Consider the following 15,048-nt stretch of genomic DNA (forward strand, 5'->3'; position numbering starts at 1 on the left):
TTATTCGTCAGTACTTTGAGCAGGGCATGCCTCGTAGGCTGCCAGCAATGCACATCCGGTCTTGGGGCCGGCCGCCTCTTCGCGTCATCGACACCGAACCGGTTCGAATTCTGCAATCCATCTCGCACGGCAATTCCCGATGACCAGACTCACGGAGGGCAACGCCATGAGCCGATCGACTTCTTCGAGTTCCCTCTGGCGGCCTTGGACGCCGGTCACCCAGCAGGTTGATCTGCAGATCACCGAGGCGCGCGGATGCCGAGTACGCGGCGCGGACGGCACCTGGTACCTGGACGGCATTTCAGGTGTGCTGAACGTGTCGTGCGGCCACGGGCATCCTCGACTGATCGACGCCGCGGTGGACCAGATGCAGCGGCTCGCCCATTACGATCCGATGGCCGCCTCTCATCAGCCCGCCGAGACTCTGGCACGGCGGCTCGCCGAGATCATGCCAGGCGATCTCAATGAGAGCTGCCTCGTCAACAGCGGTTCTGAGGGGATCGAGGCGGCGCTCAAGATCTGCTGGCAGTACTGGCGCCACCTCGGCGAGAATCGCGAGCGCATCATCTCCTTCGAAGCCGGATACCACGGCACCACCGCCCTCGGTCAGGAGCTGTCGAGGCTGCCGTTCACCGTGAACGACTGGCCGAACCGGTTCCCGGTCGACCACGTGGCGCTGCCCGCGGTGCCTCGTGCGCTGCGCACGACGGAAGGCGCCGACGCACTGCTCGCGCTCTTCTCCCAGGCGCTCAAGAGCGGGACGCCGGCCGCGGCGGTCATCGTCGAGCCGCTGCTGGGGCTGGGCGGCTGCACTGTGCTCCCCGAGGGGTTCCTCGCCGGGCTCCGGCGGCTGTGCGATGAGCACGGGACGCTGCTAATCCTGGACGAGATATTCACCGGCTTCGGCCGTACCGGCCGGATGTTCGGCTTCGACCATGACGGGATTACTCCCGACATTGTCGTCACGAGCAAGGGGATCAGCAGCGGGCTGGTCCCGCTCGCCGCGGTGACGGCCACGACGGCGATCAAGGAGACGTTCAGGAACGCCCCGGTCGCCCAGGGGCTGCGCTACGGGCATACGACGGGCGGGCACGCGGTCGCCGCCGCAGTCGCGAAAGCCGTGCTCGACGTCATGGCCGAAGAGAAGCTCGTGGAGAACGCGGCGGCCCAGGGTGCCGGAATCCGGTCAGGCCTCGATGCCTTCCGAGCGCACCCGAAGATCGCTGACATCCGCGGGCTGGGCCTCGTCATCGCCATTGAGGCCGACTCGCCGGAGTCGGCGGAAGCCATCGCGACGGGGGCCATGGACAACGGCCTTCTCGTGCGCGCCGAGCGCGGCGTGGTGCGCATCGCGCCTCCATTGACGATCACCACCGACGAGTCGATCGAACTCGTCGACAAGCTCAGCAGGGCCATCGCCACGCTCGGCTGAAGTCGCCACCGCGCCCGAACGTAATGCCTGATCTGAGGAGGAAGAGGAATGCTGGTGGGCTGGGGTAAGGCCACGCGAGGTCCGACATCGTTCGTGGAGATGGCTCGGCTGGCCGGAAACTACGCGCACTGGCACAACTTGGTCTACTCCGCGGCGTGGCTGACCGGAGGGCTGGAACTCGCGGCTCTGCGTGCGGCGTGGCGCGTCCTGTGCCTGCGCCATGACGTCATGCGCAGGGCGTACGTCTCACCGGACGAGGCGTGCACGTACGAAGACGTGCTGACCGAGGTGGAGTTCCACACGGCCGATACGGACGATGAAGCGCTCGAGACGATGCGCCGGACCCTTGTCGGGGCTCCTTTCAGCCTCGACGCCATAGGTCTGTCGCGCGCCGTTGTCGTGCAGCGCGACGACCGGCGGCATCTGTTCGGGATAGCGCTGGACCACCTCATCACCGACCTCACCTCGTGGAACCTTCTCGTAGCGGAATTGGGCGAGCTCTACGAGCGTGCGGTCGCCGGTGAACGGATCAGCTGCGAAACCGAGGGCGCCGACTCTTATCAAGAGTTCGCCTCGCTGCTCCGGCAGGAGTTCGCCGGCCGATGGGGGGAGGAGCGCAGAGCGTTCTGGCTTGCGTACACCGAAAGGTTCGGAACCGCCTCTCCCCCCTTGCCGATCGCCGACGCGACGGAGAGCGAGCCCGCGCTGAAGATCGTGCGTCGTGCGCTGCCGGCGGACGCGCACTCGAGGGTACGGGATCTGGCGAGGCATGCCAGGGCGACGCCGTTCGTGGTGGTGACCTCCGCCATTCTGACGGGCATGAAGAAGGCGACCGGTGCCTCAAGTGTGGGGGTCAGTGTCGCTCACCACGGGCGTGCTCTGCCGCACACGGCCAAGACGCTCGGACAATTCGTCCAGCGCGTCCCCATGCATCTCGACGGCGAACCGGGCGGGCCGCTGGAAACGGTCCGCGACGTCTTCGGGCAGAGCCTCGACGTCTTCGAATACGCGCTCCCGCTCGACACCGTCGAACGGTCCTGGGGCCTGGACCTGACATCCTCGATCGGTGGAAACGGGGCCCATGTGACACTCGATCAGTCAGGAGAGGGTTTCCAGGGCTCGCCTCTGGCGGGAACGCAGGCTGAGCCGGTCCAGTTGCCCGCACCGGGTGGTCATGGCCTGGTGGACCCCCTCATCTTCGCGTGGTGGCTGGATGAGGCGGTCCCGCGCCTGGTCGTGCACTACGACGAAAGCCTGATCACCACGGAGGCCGTTGAGACCATCGTGGACGTGGCGGCACGATTCGCAGTCTCGGATGGCCGCTGATGAGCTTCACCGGCGCCTTCTGGCACAGCGGCGACGTCGGTTTCTCTGACGCCGCGCTTGCGAACATCTTCAACGGTCGCAGGCCCTCGCGACGCCCGGCTGCGATGCTGCGTGCCGCTGACGCCGCCGACGTGGCGGCCGGGGTGAAACTGGCGGCCGCGGAGGGGTGGAAGGTGTCGGTCCGCTCCGGCGGACACAGCTGGGCCGCCTGGTCGCTGCGCGAGGACGCGCTGCTCATCGACCTGGCCTCGCTCAACGGGATGCACTACGACGCGGGCACCGGAATCGCCGCGGTCGGCCCGGCGGCACGCAGCGGACTGGACCTGGACCCGTTCCTCGCCGCGCACGGCCGGTTCTTCGCCGTCGGACACCATCCCACCGTGAGCATGGGCGGTTTTCTCCTGCAGGGCGGGATGGGCTTGAGCTGCCGCGGCGGGGGCTGGGCCGTGGAGTCGGTCGAATCCATGGACGTGGTCACCGCATCCGGGGAACTGGTCCGCTGCTCCGAGACGGAGAACGCGGATCTATTCTGGGCGGCGCGCGGGTCGGGCCCCGGCTTCTTCGGTGTGGTCACCGAATTCCGGCTGCGCACTCGCCCCCGCCACCGGAGCCTGACCCGATCCACCTACGTCTACCCGGCTGAGGTAGCGACCGAGGTGCTGACCTGGTTCCACTCTGTACGGCGCGACGTGGATTCGTCTGTGGGGTTCCTCGCCATCGGAGCCACTCCGCCCGGCTTCGACTCTCCTGTGGTGATCATCGATGGGGTGTCCTTCGACGGCGGCCCGTCCGCGCTGGCCGCACTGGAGACGTGCCCAGTGGCCGACAGAGCGTTGAAGTCCACGGCTGCTCAGCCGACGGCGATGAGTGCTTTGTTTGCCGAGCAGTCAGACAGCAGCCCCGCGGGCCTTCGTTACTTCGTGGACAACGTTTACCTCGTCGGGGAGGCATCGGAACTGGTGCCCGCATTGGTGGCGGCCTTCACCGACCTGCCCACGCCGGAAGCGTCCGTGATTCTCAGTGACTTCAGCCCGCAAACGTCGCGAGAGCTGCCGGACATGGCTGTCTCGCTTCGCCCTGACCTGTATTTCGCCGCGTATGTAGCCGGCCGCAGCCCGGCCGACGACGAAAGGTGCCGTTCCTGGTTGGACTCCACTATGAACAGGTTGTCGCCGTACTCGGACGGTTGCTATCTCGGTGACAGCGACTTCACCGTCCGCCCGGACAGAATCCTGTCCAATGCGGCCTGGTCCAGGCTTCAGCGGATCCGGGCCGTCCGTGATCCGGAGGGGCGATTCCCCGGTTACCTGGGTACCCCCGTGCAGTGAACCTGGCTTCCGGCGGCGTGCCCTGGCTGTGAAGCAGCCGGCCAGGGTGCATGGCTAGTGCTGTGACCGGGGGTAGGCGTGCAGGGCCCGGGCTCGGCTTAGGTGTGGTCGATGCCCTGGCAGGCGTCGGTTGACGCTCCACAGTGGGTCATCGCCTACGAAATAGCAGCTGTGGAAGTAGGCCATGCCCTGGGCACGACGGTAGGTGGCCGGCAGCCGGTCCGGCTCACCAGCAGGCCCCCGACCCGAGCCGGCGGCCGGGCGGAGGCCGAGCGGGCCGCCGACATCACAGAGGGAAATCTCGTGGCGGATGCCTGAGCGTTCAGCTGGGGTGACCCTACTGCCCGGTCCGCGGACGGCGGGGAGTGACGAAGCTGTTGTTGATGACGTAGCCGTCAAGACCGTGTTTCTCGCCGTACTTGATGAGATCGCTGGTGCGGTTGATAAAGCCGCGTCCGTTGTTGTTCAGCGAGGTGTTGCACAGAACGCTGAAGCCGGTGCGGTCGCGGAACGCCTCGAGTAGGTCCACGATGCCTGGATTGCGGTCCCGTGTCACGGTCTGAGTTCGCGCGGTGCCGTCGACATGGGTGATCGCTTTGAGGTCGTCGGAGGTCACGTGGTTGAAGTACAGCATGTACGGGTCTACAACCGACCCGGCGAACCACTTCGGTGCGTCGGACTCCAGCGCGATGGGCGCGATCGGGCGGTAACCCTCGCGGCGCTTGATCCTGTTCAGTCGGACCGTGGTCTCCTCGGTGAACGGTGCAGCCAAGATGGAGCGGTTGCCCAGGGCGCGGGGCCCAAACTCATAGCGTCCGCGTGCCCAGCCGATGATGTCGCCGCGCTCGATGCACTCGGCGACTTCACTGACGACCAGCGGGCGTACGAGGTACTTGGCCGGGTCTGGTTGGACGTCTTCCACGAATTCCTCGCCCGCATACACCGACCACTCAATGCTGGCCTGGCCGGTGTAGTACCACTGGGCGTCGACTGCCGTGCCGAGCGCGGAACCGCTGTCATTTGGACAGGGGGGAACGAACACCGACTCGAACAGGCCGCTCTCACGCCACATCCTGTTCCAGTCACAGTTGAGGCCGCACCCGCCCGAGATCAGCAGCGGCAAACCTTCAGTGAGATTCTCCTCGGCGTAGTCATAGAAAGCGTGGAAAATCGCATCGGATAGTCGCTTGGCGATGTTCTTGTATTCCTGCGACTCGATGCCTTTGTTGTAAACGTGCGACCACGACATGTCTGCCTTGGACAGTGACGAGAAAACCCGCTCCTGCTTCAGGATATATTCGATGGTCTTTCGCTCCTGCTGAGTAATCGGAACGTCCTCGGCGAAACCGGTCAGCGCCATCTGCTTGCCGGCGTCGTTGAAGCGGAATACGGCACCGCCGGGATGTGCTGGGTCGGCCAGCGCAAATAGATACGCGTATTTGCTCCCGGGGTCGCTCATCACTTGTTTGAGGTGCGTGGCTTCGCCCTTGGCATCCACGCGGTAGAACGAACCGATATGACCTTCCCAGACGAGCGCGTAGTATTCCTTGCCAGGAACTGGCGGCGCCATACCGAGCGAGGCATAGATGTGCGAGCGTTCGTGGGTGGAGGAGAAATACCTGACTTTCTTGCCGAAGAGCCTGCCCTCTTCGTCGGAAGTGGATCTCTCGCCGACCCCGAAGTATCCTGTGCGCGAGGGCGGGTTCGCAAGGGAGAACCCTTTCATCCAGCCTCCCAGCGCCACGACGTCCGGTTGGCGGTCCACCAGACCGAGGCCCCTGGTGATGACCTCGGCGGTCAACCTGTCATAGCGCGGGAAGTTGTCCTTTTCCGCCTCGAGGGCAAACAACAGCTTGCCGTCTTCGATTGCGACGATGCCTCCGTCATGGCCTTCCTTCATAGCCAAGATCAGCATACCAATTCCTTTGATAGCAATGGGTGCGGACGAACGACGGTGAACGGATTTGCGCTCGTTCTCGGTCATTTCGATTCGCATGCCTGTCGCGAACGACTTGACGGCAGGTTCGGCGGCTAGGAAGACTCAACCACAGAGCATTGTGGCGCGGGGAATCAGATTATCGATCGACGCGTCGACCCGGTACTGACATCGGACAGGAGTGTGGCGGGACTCTGAGATCATGTCTGTGCGTAGGATCTAGTGTGTGTCCATGCAATCGCTTATTCAGGCTCAGGGCCTGGTCAAACGGTTCGGGGAGTTCACCGCGGTGGCGGGGATCGACCTGGAAGTGGCGCCGGGGGAGGCGTTCGGGTTCCTGGGGCCCAATGGGGCGGGGAAGTCGTCGACGATGCGGATGATTGGCTGTGTGTCGATGCCGTCGGCGGGGTCGCTACGGATTCTCGGGCGGGATCCGGTGCGGGAGAGTTCGGCGATCCGGGCGCGGCTGGGGGTATGCCCGCAGCTGGAAAATCTGGATCTGGATCTGACGGTGACGGAGAACCTGACGACGTATGCCCGTTATTTCGGGCTGTCACGGGCGCAGGCGCGGGCCAAGGCCGTCGAGCTGCTGGAGTTCGCGCAGCTGACGGAGAAGGCGTCGTCAAAGGTGGCGCCCTTGTCGGGCGGGATGAGGCGGCGGCTGACGATCGCGCGGGCGCTGGTGAACGATCCGGAGCTGGTGCTGCTCGATGAGCCGACGACGGGGCTGGATCCGCAGGCGCGGCATCTGTTGTGGGAGCGGTTGTTCCGGCTCAAGCAGCAGGGCACGACGTTGGTGCTGACAACGCACTACATGGACGAGGCCGAGCAATTGTGTGATCGGCTGGTGGTGATGGACGGAGGGCGGATCGTCGCGGAGGGGTCGCCGCGGCAGCTGATCGAGACGTATGCCTCCCCCGAAGTGGTGGAGCTGCGGTTCGGGACGGATGAGCTGGCGACGTATGTGGAAAAGCTGGATGGGATCGGGGATCGGATCGACCTGTTGCCGGACCGGATTCTGCTCTATGCGAAGAACGGCGACGGGGCGGTGAATGAGGTGCATCGGCGCGCGTTGACGCCCTCCAGCGTGCTGATTCGGCGTTCGTCACTGGAGGATGTGTTCCTGCACCTGACCGGCCGGACCCTGGTCGACTGATGGCGCATCCGACGATAGCCGTGTTCGAGCGGAACATGGTGGTGTACAAGCGTTTGTGGCGGACGTCGGTGTTCGCGTCGTTCGCGTTGCCGTTGCTGTTCCTGGTCAGTATCGGGCTGGGGGTAGGGCGGTATGTGGGCGACATACAGGGCTTTTCTTACGTTGAGTGGATCGTGCCCGGGGTGCTGGCGTCGACGGCGTTCCAGATGATGATCGGCGAGTCGACGTATTCGGTGATGGCGGCGTTCAAGGACTATCGCTCGGCGCACGCCGCGTTCGCGACGCGGGTGTCGATCGGGGACCTGTTGCGAGGCTGGTTCCTCTACCTCGTGGTTCGGGTGGAGATCGCGGTCCTGGTGTTCCTGGTGGTCGTCGCGGTCGGGGTGGGGTTGTCCTCGCCGTGGGTGGTGATGACGCCGGTACTGGCGGCCTTGCTGGCGCTGGCGACGGCGGCTCCGGTGACGGCATTCGCGGCCAAGGTCGACCACGACAGCTATTTCGAGTTGCTGTTCCGGTTCGTGATGATTCCCGCGACGCTGTTCTCTGGGGTTTTCTTCCCGGTGGAGCAGCTGGGCTGGCTGCGCGTGGCGGCGTACGTGTCACCGCTGTGGCATGCGGTGGAGCTGTGCCGGGCGGCGATGCTGGGTCTGCCGACGTCATGGCCGTGGCTCGTGCACGTAGGGGTGCTGGTGGCCTATGGGTCCGCCGGGTGGTGGTGGGCTTCGCTCACGTTCCGTCGACGGCTTCAGGATTAGGTGGGCGTCATGGTGACTTTGCTAGTGGCGCGACAGGTGTCGGCGAGCCGGGTGGGTGCGGTGATGAACCGTAACCTGGGGGCTTTGCGGAGCGGCGCGTCGTATTGGCTGGTGTTGTTGGCGGGGTTCTTCGAGCCATTGCTGTATCTCCTGTCGATCGGTGTCGGCGTGGGTGCGCTGGTGAAGAACATCCAGATGGACGACGGCGCGCTGGTGCCGTACGCGGTGTTCGTGGCTCCGGCGATGCTGGCGGCGTCCGCGATGAACGGGGCGCTGGCTGAGACGGCGTTCAACTTCTTCTACAAGATGAAGTACTCCAAGACGTTTGATGCGATCCTGGCTACGCCGGTGCAGCCGATCGAGGTGGCGTTCGGTGAGCTGGCGTGGGCCATGGTGCGCAGTGCCCTCTACACGGCGATCTTCCTGGTGATCACGGTGATGTTCGGGCTGGCGGATCCTTGGTGGGCGCTGGCGGCGTTCCCGGCGACATTGCTGGTGGGGATGGCGTTCGGCGCGGTGGGGATGGTCGTGTCGACGCTGATGCGCGGCTGGCAGGATCTCGACCTGATCACAGTGGGGCAGTTCTCGTTGTTCCTGTTCTCCGGCACATTCGCGCCCGTAGGCGGGTATCCAGCGGCGGTGGAGGCGCTGGTGGCTGCTCTTCCGCTCTATCACGCCGTGGAGCTGGTGCGGGGTCTGGCGTTGGGGCTGGTGTCGTGGGGGTTGCTGGGGCATGCGCTGTATCTGCTGGTGATGATGGTCGCGGGCTTGTGGATCGCCTCGCGCCGGATCCAGCGGTTGTTGTGCTCGTAGCGGATGACGGCGCTGGTGTGCCGGCCGTCGCCGGAGAAGGTCGATCTACCGCCGCTACGCCGGCCACGAGGTCTCCGGCACGGGGCTCCTTGGTCTGATCACGCCTAAGACGCGCGTACGCATATTGATCACCATCACCACTCCAAGCTCAGGACATCGCGCAGGGGGAGGGCCCCGGTGTTATCGATGATCGATGAGCGGTTGCGCTCATCGTGAGGGGCCACGGAGATTCCGGACAGCCGTCTTATGGTCGTAGAGCCTGACACGTGAATCAACCTCAGCCAAGCAGGCGGTAGCGAACCCTGGCCAGCGATCATCGGTCAGGGTTCGGTGGGTGAGCCGTCAGACGGCCGCGGGTTCGAGGGTGACCTTGTGGCCGAGGGCTTGGAGTCTGGTGATGAGCCGCTGCGTTTCCTTCTCGGGGTCTTTGCGGGTGGTGAAGTAGTCCTCGCCGAGCTCGTCGTAGGGCGTGCCGGTGGCCAGGACATGCCAGACGATCATCATCATGGCGTGGGCGACGGTGACGATCGCCTTCTTCTTGGCCACGCCGCTGCGGTAGCCGCCGTTCTTCATCACGTGCCGGTGATAAAGCGAGCGCAGGTAGCCGGTATGTCGCACGGCCGACCAGGCGGCCTCGACCAGGACCGGTTGCAGGTGCTGATTGCCGTGACGGCGTCGTCCGGACTTGCGTTTGCCCGCCGACTCATGGTTTCCCGGCGCCAGCCCCGACCAGGCGGCGAGCTTGGCGGCGGTGGCGAAGAACTCCTGCGGCGCGACGCCGATCTCGCCGATGATCTGGGCGGCGGCCATCGACCCGATCCCGGGAATACTTCTCAGAAGCTCCCGGGCGGCACGAAAGGGCACCATCATCTCCTCGACCTGCACATCAAGTTCGGCGATCATCGCATCGAGCAGGTCGAGATGTTCCAGGTGCAGGCGGCATATCAGCGCAGGATGCTCGTCGAAGCGGCCCTCCAAGGCCATCGACAGGTTGGGAATCTTGGTGCGCATATTGCCCAGGGCCAGCTCGGCCAGGTCCGCACCGCGACGTTCCCCGTCGATCAGCGCTTCGATCATGTGCCGGCCGGAGACGGTGGCGATGCTGGAGGCCACCGAGTCCAGCTTGATCCCGGCGTCCTGCAGTACCGCTCCGAGCCGCTGGATCTCCGAGGTGCGCTGCTGCACCACCTTGGTGTGATAGCGCAGCACGTCCCGAGCGGCCTTGACTTGCGTAATGGGAATGAAGGAGGCGTTCAGCAGCCCGCATTCCAGCAGTTGCACCAGCCATTCGGCGTCGGCATAGTCGGTCTTGCGGCCGGGTACGTTCTTGACGTGCCCGGGATTGCAGACCAGCACCTGGGTGAACCGGCCGTGTTCGATCATGGAGTGGTAGACCGGCATGCTGTAGACCCGGTGGCCTCCATCGCCACGTGGCTCACGCCCTGGCCGGTCAGCCAGCGTGCCGCCTCTTTCAGGACACCGTAGAACGTCTTGTATGGGGTCCGGCCAGGGTTCGCTACGCCTGCTTGGCTGAGGTTGATTCACGTGTCAGGTAGCGCTTCAGACAGCGGATGATCTCTTGTTTGGTCTTGCCGTCCGCGGTGCGCCGAGCGACGTAGTCGATGGTGGGCTGGTGGAAGCGCATGTGGACGATGACCACGCGATACAGCGCTGCGTTGAGCTGGCGGTGGCCGCCCCGGTTGAGGCGGTGTCGGATGGTGGTGCCGGAGGAAGCCGGGATCGGCAGCGACGCTGATGCTGGCCTGCAGGCCGCCCACGACATCAACCACGGCCGCGGTGTGCACATACTTGTGCGTGTCCACGCCGACCACGACTTTGCCGATCGGCTCGGCCTGCAGAATGCTCGTCATGACTGTGCTGCTCCCTTCGCCCGGCGGTGATGAGCAACACCACCGTCAGCCGCGCGAGAGGGACAGGTGAGCAGAACCGGGCCGACATATCGGTGGCATCCAAAGAGGATTCGCTATCGTGGACCGCCGCCGCCTCGAGTCTCAATCCAGCTTCCCCATCCTGCGCAGTGAACTCGCCGAAGTCGCATTCTGCCGGCTGCCGCTCTTGGTGCATGACGCCGCGAGGGAACCCGATTCGGCTGGACAGCGCCGGACTCCCGAGCGTGACTGATTGAATTACCTGTCCCACGTTGGCGGCCGACAGGCTCGGCGGCGACGCACGGAACAGCAAGGGGACAGAGAGCCAATGGCCCGTTCTTTCCGCGGTCAGCGCCAAGCAAAGTTGTGAATCCATCAAGGGGAGCGCGCGCATCACATTCCACTTCTCGTCGATGCAGCTCACGCCGAGCGTGCCCGCCTGTCGGCGTGCTGAGGTACTAACACTTGGCAGGAGGCAGCGCTCTAGCTGATCCGACCTGGGCATCAATCCTGCGCGGCACAGCGTTCACGCGACCGTGCTGGCACTCAGCTCGGTCGAGACACCACAGTCGCGAGCCACGCCGGTCCCGATTGGAAACGCTGGACAGTCGCCCCATATCGCATCAGAACCCGGGAACGCCGGGGCCCTGACGCGTGTCGACACGCATGATTAGCCGAGCCTGACGCGACCCTGGCGGCTGTCAGGAGCCGGAGTGTGTTGGACCTCGAATAGAGTTGCCTTAATCCACCAGCGGTCGAGGGAGAGAGGCATGCGGGTGGCCACAGGCCCATCAACATTCTTTGACCACATAGTCGCTGGTGCTGGCTCAGCAGGCGCAGTGATCGCTGCTCGACTGGCAGAGTGGACTGACCGTCACGTCCTATTGATCGAGGCCGGACCGGACTATCACGGGCATGCCCTCCCGTCGGAGCTCGAGGATGGGCGGACATCGTCATTAGGGTCCTATGACTGGGGGTATACCGCCCAGGGTCCCGGTGAGCGTGAATTCTGGCTACCCCGCGGTAAAATCGTCGGCGGCTGCTCTGCCATCAACACATGCATCGCGCTTCGGCCGGAACCCGGGGACTTCGACAACTGGCCGTCTGGCCATATGACCTGGTCGTGGGATGCTGTGCTCAAAAGCTTCGTCGCCATAGAAAGCGATCTCGACTATGTCGGCAGCTACCACGGTGGCCACGGTCCGCTTTCAATTGCTCGAATGGCAAGCGAGCAGGTGACTCCGCTGTCTCGGGCGTTCCTTGGAGCTTGTCGGCGTGCCGGCTTCGGCAGAGTCGACGACCACAACGAGCCTGGTAGTACTGGTGCCGGCCCTCTTCCGTTGAACGTAGATAGTTCACTACGCCGGATCTCTACCGCGAAAGCCTTCTTGGAACCGGCACGACACCGGGCCAACCTCACAGTCATGGCGGACACTGTCGTGGACTCGGTCCTATGCGCTGGATCACGAGTAGTCGGAGTGCGAGTAATTACCGATGGGCAGGAACGCCAAATCGGTGCAGATGAAGTGACGATCGCAGCTGGAGCGTTCGGCAGTCCGGCAATTCTGCTCCGCTCGGGCATCGGTCAGGCCGAGGATCTTCATGTGCTCGGGATCAACGTCGCCGCCGACCTTCCCGCTGTTGGCCGGAATCTCGCGGATCACTCACAAGTGCCGCTCATCTTTGCCTCGGCGCAGCGCGCCGTCGACCCCTCTGCACCCTGCGCCGAAGTCGTCCTGCGGTACCGCGCTCACGAATCGAGCATGACGAACGACATGCAGCTTTGCCTGCTCAACCATGTCGAGCTGAATAAGTATGCGCCGTACCTTCCTTCTCCTGAAAAAGGGTTGCCACGCCTTCGTGATTACCGCGAATCTGATGCGGCCGGAGTCGCGCGGCAGCGTACGACTGGCCAGCCGGGATCCCCATCGGCATCCGTTGGTGCACCTCGACCATCTCTCTGCGGCATCCGATCGAGCCCGCCTCCGCGAGGGTCTACGGCTGGCCCGACGTATCGCAGACGACGAGGGAGTTCTTCCGTTCATCAAAGGCATTGTGAATGCTGACGACTTGTCATTTGAGCATAATGCAAGCCTGGATCGCTATATCGCAAGGCGACTACAGACCGCGCACCATCCGAGCGGAATCGTTGCTATGGCGTCGAGTGCCGCGACTGGCGTCGTGGACAGTGAATGCCAAGTCTTCGGCATGGAGGGCCTCCGCGTTGCGGACGCGTCGATCATTCCTTTTCCTGTACGGGCCAACACTAACTTGACCTGCATCATGATCGGCGAGCATCTGGCCAGATCGCTTTCCGGAATCGCACAGAGAGAGCGGATCGTTGAAACGATTTGAAGTAAAGCATGTTCCAGAAGACTTCCTAGTCCGCGAGTGCGTTGCGGTCCGGCTCGTCCAACAAGAAGCAGCGACACATCAGTTTTGGTTGCTCCGCAAATGTGGTTACACGACGATGGAGGCGGTACGCGGGATTGCTGACAAACTCGGCGTCCCTGAGGGATCGGTGGGCTATTGTGGTCTCAAGGATGAAGACGGTGTCACAGAGCAACTGATATCGATTCCAATCGCGATCCCGGTTGCCGCCGCCAAGCGTTTGGCGGTTCGCGAAAGCTACCGCTGGTATTACGTACAGCCCTACGGATTCGGCAACGCCGCCCTGCGGGTCGGACAGATGGAGGGAAACAGCTTCAAGATCATACTGCGCAACCTAGAAGAGCGCCACGTCGACGGCTTTTTTGCGCGCAAGAAAATCAACTTCATGTTCCTCAACTATTTCGACACCCAGCGTTTCGGCGTACCGGGTGGCCCGCATCACTCACACCTCGTTGGTGCCGCCATGACAGATGGCTACTGGGACGACGCAAGGCAGAAACTGATCGAGCTGAACTCGCCGGAGAGTCGACTTGCCGCGAATTGGTCTGGTACCAGTCAAGACTTCTTCTTCCAGCTGGACGATCGAGTAAGGTCGTTCTTTCCGGCTGCCTATGCTTCATTCATATGGAACAACGAGCTCGCCGGTCTTGTCGATGCGACTGCGATGGAGGGAATCCACCGGATGACCGTCGACGGAATTGACTTCACCTATTTGGACAATACCAGCGCGACTGCGAGCATACTTGCGGCAAAGTATGAGTTGCCAATCAAGCGATACACATTCGAAGACCATGTCGCGGCACGCTCCGCGTCGGTGCGTGCGACCGTGGCACAGACGGTTATCGAAGTGGCTGGCCGCGCAGACGACGAGTACTTTCAGGGGCGGAAAAGGGTCGAGCTTAGCTTCTTTCTGCCATCCGGCTCGTACGCGACTGCCGCTATTCGACAACTCGCCCTACAGATCGCATGAAGGATCCGATCAACGGCGCTTCGGCGTTCATCTTCGACCTCGAAGGCGTCGTCTTGGACACCGAGACCATCTGGGACGAAGCACAGAAAATATTACTCTCGCGCCGAGGTCACGATTACAACCGTGAAGCACTCAAGCACCAGCTTACGGGGCTCGGTGCACAGCAGGCCATTGCCGCGGTAATTGCTCATTACCGGTTGCCTGATGACCCGTCGACTCTACTGCTTGAGCGCTGGGAGATCATGGCCGAACTTCTGAGCCAGGGAGTAAACTACATTCCGGGGGCCCTGGATTTCGTCCGCCATGCTGCTGCCGTAGTCGACATATGCGCAGCAACATCCATGGACCCCAGCCTGCTTGATATAGCACTATCAGCAACAGACCTGCGGGCGGGTTTCCCTGGACCGATATTCACATCGGCAGATGTGAACGGTGTCGCCAAACCCGCGCCGGACCTTTTCTTGTACGCGGCATCCAAGCTGGGCATCGAGCCGGCTGATTGCGTCGTCATCGAAGACGCGCCGCATGGCATTGCGGCTGCTCGGGCAGCAGGCATTCCCTGCATCGCGTTGTGTACCACGCATAAGCGATATCGCCTGAGTGGCGCTGACATGATATTCTCCGATTGGAGTGAAGTGCCGCGGCCATCTGGTTTGGGGCGGGATAAGGTTGAGTCGAGAACGCCTAAAAGAACTTGCACGGCCTGCAAGTAATCTCTTCGCCTCGAACAGCCCCCGCCTCAGAGGCCGACGAGCACAGGCGTAAGCCTGTGCTCGTCGGCTCCTTATTCAAGCTTGTCGTCCAACGGATATCACGGAAGCGATCTCATTAACTTTAATGCCGATATCGTCCGATATTTGAAATTAATGAGGACGGCTTGGGTCCTGCAAATGTGCCTCGGGAAGGCTGAGGCTTTTTCAACCTGATCGCGCAGGTCGGCCTCGATGGCTCACGGGGTGGCCGTCCCTCCTGATCAGTTTCGGCTGATGAAGGTTTGTGCCTGATCATCCTGTTCATTGCGGACAGGTGGCACGGCGGCCTGCCCGAGACGC

The 15,048-nt window shown here is 63.3% G+C and carries 12 protein-coding genes and 2 pseudogenes; 11 read left to right on the forward strand and 3 right to left on the reverse strand.

Annotated features, from left to right (window positions below; all coding sequences use genetic code 11):
• Window positions 1-139: 139 nt before the first annotated feature.
• From ABN273_RS16775 to ABN273_RS16785, 3 genes are all read left to right on the forward strand, one after another.
• Window positions 140-1,432 carry an aminotransferase family protein gene (locus ABN273_RS16775; protein ID WP_349449773.1) on the forward strand — a complete coding sequence of 431 codons (1,293 nt, stop codon included), beginning with the start codon at window positions 140-142 and terminating at the stop codon, window positions 1,430-1,432.
• A gap of 99 nt (window positions 1,433-1,531) precedes the next feature.
• The gene (locus ABN273_RS16780; protein ID WP_349449804.1) at window positions 1,532-2,758 is read left to right on the forward strand and encodes a condensation domain-containing protein; all 1,227 of its coding nucleotides are present in this window, start codon (window positions 1,532-1,534) and stop codon (window positions 2,756-2,758) included.
• Window positions 2,758-4,086, forward strand: a complete 1,329-nt coding sequence (locus ABN273_RS16785; protein ID WP_349449774.1) for an FAD-binding oxidoreductase — start codon at window positions 2,758-2,760, stop codon at window positions 4,084-4,086. Before ABN273_RS16780 ends, ABN273_RS16785 begins: the two co-directional genes overlap by 1 nt.
• Before the next feature lie 337 nt (window positions 4,087-4,423).
• Here the strand turns inward: ABN273_RS16785 and ABN273_RS16795 are convergent, their stop codons facing one another.
• A complete protein-coding gene (locus ABN273_RS16795; protein ID WP_349449775.1) occupies window positions 4,424-6,070 on the reverse strand; it encodes a carbamoyltransferase C-terminal domain-containing protein in 1,647 nt (548 codons plus the stop codon).
• Between the two features lie 184 nt (window positions 6,071-6,254).
• Between ABN273_RS16795 and ABN273_RS16800 the strand changes: the two genes are divergently transcribed.
• From ABN273_RS16800 to ABN273_RS16810, 3 genes are read left to right on the forward strand one after another with little or no spacing between them, the layout of a single operon-like run.
• Window positions 6,255-7,178 (forward strand): ABC transporter ATP-binding protein, encoded by a 924-nt coding sequence (locus ABN273_RS16800; protein WP_349449805.1) that lies wholly within the window; start codon window positions 6,255-6,257, stop codon window positions 7,176-7,178.
• Complete coding sequence (locus ABN273_RS16805; RefSeq protein WP_349449776.1) at window positions 7,178-7,933, forward strand: ABC transporter permease; 756 nt, start codon at window positions 7,178-7,180, stop codon at window positions 7,931-7,933. The genes ABN273_RS16800 and ABN273_RS16805 overlap by 1 nt, the downstream gene beginning before the upstream one ends.
• Window positions 7,934-7,942: 9 nt before the next feature.
• Complete coding sequence (locus tag ABN273_RS16810) at window positions 7,943-8,746, forward strand: ABC transporter permease (protein WP_349449777.1); 804 nt, start codon at window positions 7,943-7,945, stop codon at window positions 8,744-8,746.
• Between the two features lie 342 nt (window positions 8,747-9,088).
• Here ABN273_RS16810 and ABN273_RS16815 read toward each other — a convergent pair whose 3' ends face one another.
• A complete protein-coding gene (locus tag ABN273_RS16815) occupies window positions 9,089-10,147 on the reverse strand; it encodes an IS110 family RNA-guided transposase (RefSeq protein ID WP_349449778.1) in 1,059 nt (352 codons plus the stop codon).
• Window positions 10,148-10,286: 139 nt separating this feature from the next.
• A pseudogene (locus tag ABN273_RS16820) lies at window positions 10,287-10,490 on the reverse strand (transposase); the annotation flags it as partial.
• Here ABN273_RS16820 and ABN273_RS16825 point away from each other — a divergent pair.
• The 5 genes and pseudogenes from ABN273_RS16825 to ABN273_RS16845 all read left to right on the forward strand — a co-directional run bounded on the left by ABN273_RS16825 (window position 10,462) and on the right by ABN273_RS16845 (window position 14,709).
• A complete protein-coding gene (locus ABN273_RS16825; protein ID WP_349449808.1) occupies window positions 10,462-10,647 on the forward strand; it encodes a hypothetical protein in 186 nt (61 codons plus the stop codon). The pseudogene ABN273_RS16820 and the gene ABN273_RS16825 sit on opposite strands and share 29 nt — an antisense overlap.
• 758 nt (window positions 10,648-11,405) lie before the next feature.
• Window positions 11,406-12,242, forward strand: a pseudogene (locus ABN273_RS59480) (GMC family oxidoreductase); the annotation flags it as partial.
• 208 nt (window positions 12,243-12,450) lie between these two features.
• Window positions 12,451-12,990, forward strand: a complete 540-nt coding sequence (locus ABN273_RS16835) for a GMC family oxidoreductase (protein ID WP_349449780.1) — start codon at window positions 12,451-12,453, stop codon at window positions 12,988-12,990.
• Window positions 12,977-13,996, forward strand: coding sequence for a tRNA pseudouridine(13) synthase TruD (gene truD / locus ABN273_RS16840; protein ID WP_349449781.1), 1,020 nt, complete (start codon window positions 12,977-12,979; stop codon window positions 13,994-13,996). Before ABN273_RS16835 ends, truD begins: the two co-directional genes overlap by 14 nt.
• The gene (locus tag ABN273_RS16845; protein ID WP_349449782.1) at window positions 13,993-14,709 is read left to right on the forward strand and encodes an HAD family hydrolase; all 717 of its coding nucleotides are present in this window, start codon (window positions 13,993-13,995) and stop codon (window positions 14,707-14,709) included. The genes truD and ABN273_RS16845 overlap by 4 nt, the downstream gene beginning before the upstream one ends.
• Window positions 14,710-15,048: the final 339 nt, after the last annotated feature.

Origin of the sequence: Nonomuraea sp. B19D2, from assembly GCF_040137845.1 — a bacterium.
Taxonomy (GTDB): Bacteria; Actinomycetota; Actinomycetes; order Streptosporangiales; family Streptosporangiaceae; genus Nonomuraea.

Bases quoted from the DNA above. Each gene is read 5' to 3' on its own strand.
- ABN273_RS16810 (WP_349449777.1), top strand. From the start codon at position 7,943: ATGGTGACTTTGCTAGTGGCGCGACAGGTGTCGGCGAGCCGGGTGGGT.
- ABN273_RS16805 (WP_349449776.1), top strand. From the start codon at position 7,178: ATGGCGCATCCGACGATAGCCGTGTTCGAGCGGAACATGGTGGTGTAC.
- ABN273_RS16795 (WP_349449775.1), bottom strand. From the start codon at position 6,070: ATGACCGAGAACGAGCGCAAATCCGTTCACCGTCGTTCGTCCGCACCC.
- ABN273_RS16815 (WP_349449778.1), bottom strand. From the start codon at position 10,147: ATGCCGGTCTACCACTCCATGATCGAACACGGCCGGTTCACCCAGGTG.
- ABN273_RS16835 (WP_349449780.1), top strand. From the start codon at position 12,451: ATGCGCCGTACCTTCCTTCTCCTGAAAAAGGGTTGCCACGCCTTCGTG.
- ABN273_RS16775 (WP_349449773.1), top strand. From the start codon at position 140: ATGACCAGACTCACGGAGGGCAACGCCATGAGCCGATCGACTTCTTCG.
- ABN273_RS16800 (WP_349449805.1), top strand. From the start codon at position 6,255: ATGCAATCGCTTATTCAGGCTCAGGGCCTGGTCAAACGGTTCGGGGAG.
- ABN273_RS16845 (WP_349449782.1), top strand. From the start codon at position 13,993: ATGAAGGATCCGATCAACGGCGCTTCGGCGTTCATCTTCGACCTCGAA.
- ABN273_RS16780 (WP_349449804.1), top strand. From the start codon at position 1,532: ATGGCTCGGCTGGCCGGAAACTACGCGCACTGGCACAACTTGGTCTAC.
- ABN273_RS16825 (WP_349449808.1), top strand. From the start codon at position 10,462: ATGGTGGTGCCGGAGGAAGCCGGGATCGGCAGCGACGCTGATGCTGGC.
- ABN273_RS16785 (WP_349449774.1), top strand. From the start codon at position 2,758: ATGAGCTTCACCGGCGCCTTCTGGCACAGCGGCGACGTCGGTTTCTCT.